Consider the following 2,685-nt stretch of genomic DNA (forward strand, 5'->3'; position numbering starts at 1 on the left):
GCCCCGCCCGTGGACGGCGGGGCGGGAGCCGAACCACCGTCAGTGCTCCTGCACGGCGTGGATCTTCGCCCAGGAGCGCGGCTCGGCCGGCCCCGCCGCCGGGCGGGCACCGGGGGCGGCCGGGGACGGCACCGCACCGCGGGCCGGCCTGGCCGGGGTGTAGAGCCAGGTCTGCAGCAGGTCGCCCAGCGGCCGGCCGGAGACCTGCTCGGCGAACCGCCGGAAGTCGGCGATCGTCGCACTGCCGTACCGGTACTCGGCCGGCCAGCCCTTGAGGATCCGGAAGAAGGCGTCGTCTCCGACCTCGGTGCGCAGCGCCTGCAGGGCGAGCGCGCCGCGGTCGTACACCGCGCCGTCGAACTGGTGGTCCGCGCCGGGGTCGCCGGGCTTTACCGACCAGAACGGGTCGTCGGCCGGATGCGAGGAGTACACCCAGTCGGCGAGCTCCTGCGCGGTGCCCTCGCCCTCGTGCTCGGACCAGAGCCACTGCGCGTAGGTCGCGAAGCCCTCGTTCAGCCAGATCTCGCTCCAGCGCCGCACCGAGACGGTGTCGCCGAACCACTGGTGGGCCAGCTCGTGCACCACCACCGAGGTGTTGGAGCCGCGCGAGAACTGCCGCGGGCTGTAGAACACCCGGGTCTGGTTCTCCAGCGCGTAGCCCGTCCTGACGTTGGGCACGTAGCCGCCGACCGAGCCGAAGGCGTACGGGCCGAACAGGCCGGAGAGCCAGTCGGCGAGTTCGCCGGTGCGCTCGACGCTGGCGCGGGCCGCGCCGTCGTTGTCGCCGAGGTCCCTGCTGTAGGCGTTGAGCACCGGGATGCCGCCGGGGCTGGTGGAGCGGGTGATGTCGAACCGGCCGACCGCCAGGGTGGCCAGGTAGGTGGCCTGCGGCTTGTTCTGCCGCCAGTTCCAGCGGGTCCAGCCGATCTTCGAGCTCTGCGAGACCAGGTCGCCGTTGGAGATCACCTGGGTGCCGTCCGGGACGAGCACCGACACGTCGAAGGTGGCCTTGTCCGACGGGTGGTCGTTGCTCGGGAACCACCACCAGGCGGCCTCCGGCTCGCCGGCCGCCACCCCGCCGTCCGGGGTGCGCAGCCAGGCGGTGAAGCCGTAGCGGGAGACGGCCGAGGGGGTGCCCGCGTAGCGGACGACGACGGTGGTGCGCTGCCCCTTGGCGAGCGGGGCGGCCGGGGTGATCTCCAGCTCCTGTTCGCCGGTCGCGGCGAACTTCGCCGGGCGGCCGTCCACCAGCACCTCGGAGACGTCCAGCGCGAAGTCGAGGTCGAAGCGGGAGAGGTCCTGGGTGGCGGTGGCCAGGATCGTGGTGGTGCCCTCCAGCCGGTCGGTGGCGGGCTGGTACTTCAGCCGGACGTCGTAGTGCGAGACGTCGTAGCCGCCGTTGCCGTAGGTGGGGTAGTAGGCGTCGCCGATGCCCGGGGAGCCGGCGGCCGCCGCGGCCGCCGACGCCGGGTCGGCGAACAGCAGGACGGCGGCGGCAGCCAGGGAGACGATCGTCCTCGTGCGCACAGGGGTCCTCCAGTGCGGTCGGGGTGCAGTCGGATGACGGAGGGTCGGTTCGACCCTCCGTCAGGCGCGCCTCAGTGTCACCTTGATGACGTGTGCATGCAAGGACGCCTTTCGGCCGACCGGCCGACATCCGCCGCACCCCGACCGCCCCGGACCCCTGTCCCGGACCGCCCCGGACCCCTGTCCCGGACGGCCCCGGACCGCCGGACCGCCGCCGAGGACCCCTCCGGTCCGTCACCCGGTGGGCGTCACCCGCCGGCCGGTGCCGGGTCCTGCCCGGCCGGACCCTCCAGCGCCGCCGCCAGCCGCAGCCAGCGGGCCGCCTCCGCCGCCCGGCCCTGGCGCTCCAGGGTCCGCCCCAGCATCAGGTGCGCGTACTGCTCGACCGGGTCGCGCGCCACCACCTCGCGCAGCTGCTCCTCGGCCCGCCCCAGCTGGGCGGAGTGGTAGTAGGCGCGGGCCAGCAGCAGCCGCGGGCCGACCTGCTCCGGGTGCTGCTCCACCACCGGCGCGAGCAGCTTCGCCGCCTCGGCGTACTCCTTCGTGTCGAAGTACAGTCCGGCCCAGCGCCACTGCTCGGCGGTCTCGCCCGCCAGGTACTCGTGGAACACCGTGCGACTCCTCTCGGTGCGTGTCCGTCCCCCGTCCGGTCCGCCTCGGGACCGATCGGTTGAACGTTCACCGACAGGGCGGCATTCCCGCGGCCCCGCGGAGGGCCGGGCCCCGGGTTGTCCCGCCCTCACCCGCGGGCGCACGCTGGAAGCGGGACCCGCCACGAGGAGGTGCGCGATGCACAACCAGTGGGACATCGAGCTGGTCTTCGAGGAGGACGGTGTCAACACCGCCTGCGACGCCCGGCTGCGCGGCTCGCACGCACCCGGCCTCAGCGGCCACGGCGAAGCGGTGAAGAGCCGCGACGACCGCCCGCTGGCCCGGATCGGCGAGGAGGTGGCCGCCTCCCGCGCACTCGACGAACTCTCCCGCAAACTGCGCTCGGTGGCCGACGGAGAGATCGCCGACGAGGGCCACCGGCCGAACTACCTCATCTACTGACGGCATCCACCGACGGCATCCACCGACGGCGGACCCGCTCCGGCCGCCCCGCCCGGCCCCGTCACGCACCGTGACCGGACGGGCCGCCGCCGACGCACACCGGCC

Annotated in this window: 3 protein-coding genes; 1 reads left to right on the top strand and 2 read right to left on the bottom strand. The window is 74.2% G+C overall.

What is annotated here, in order from left to right:
- Positions 1 to 39 precede the first annotated feature (39 nt).
- Both ABZ641_RS32215 and ABZ641_RS32220 read right to left on the bottom strand, forming a co-directional pair.
- On the bottom strand, positions 40 to 1,527 hold the full coding sequence (locus ABZ641_RS32215) for a M1 family metallopeptidase (protein ID WP_359987570.1): 1,488 nt from the start codon (positions 1,525 to 1,527) through the stop codon (positions 40 to 42).
- Positions 1,528 to 1,775: 248 nt separating this feature from the next.
- Positions 1,776 to 2,138, bottom strand: a complete 363-nt coding sequence (locus ABZ641_RS32220; protein ID WP_344626676.1) for a tetratricopeptide repeat protein — start codon at positions 2,136 to 2,138, stop codon at positions 1,776 to 1,778.
- Positions 2,139 to 2,316: 178 nt separating this feature from the next.
- On the opposite strand from ABZ641_RS32220, the gene ABZ641_RS32225 reads away from it, so the two are divergent.
- The gene (locus tag ABZ641_RS32225; protein ID WP_263102292.1) at positions 2,317 to 2,580 is read left to right on the top strand and encodes a DUF1876 domain-containing protein; all 264 of its coding nucleotides are present in this window, start codon (positions 2,317 to 2,319) and stop codon (positions 2,578 to 2,580) included.
- Positions 2,581 to 2,685: the final 105 nt, after the last annotated feature.

The sequence above is a fragment of the Kitasatospora sp. NPDC007106 genome (genome assembly GCF_040634455.1).
Lineage (GTDB): Bacteria > Actinomycetota > Actinomycetes > Streptomycetales > Streptomycetaceae > Kitasatospora > Kitasatospora arboriphila.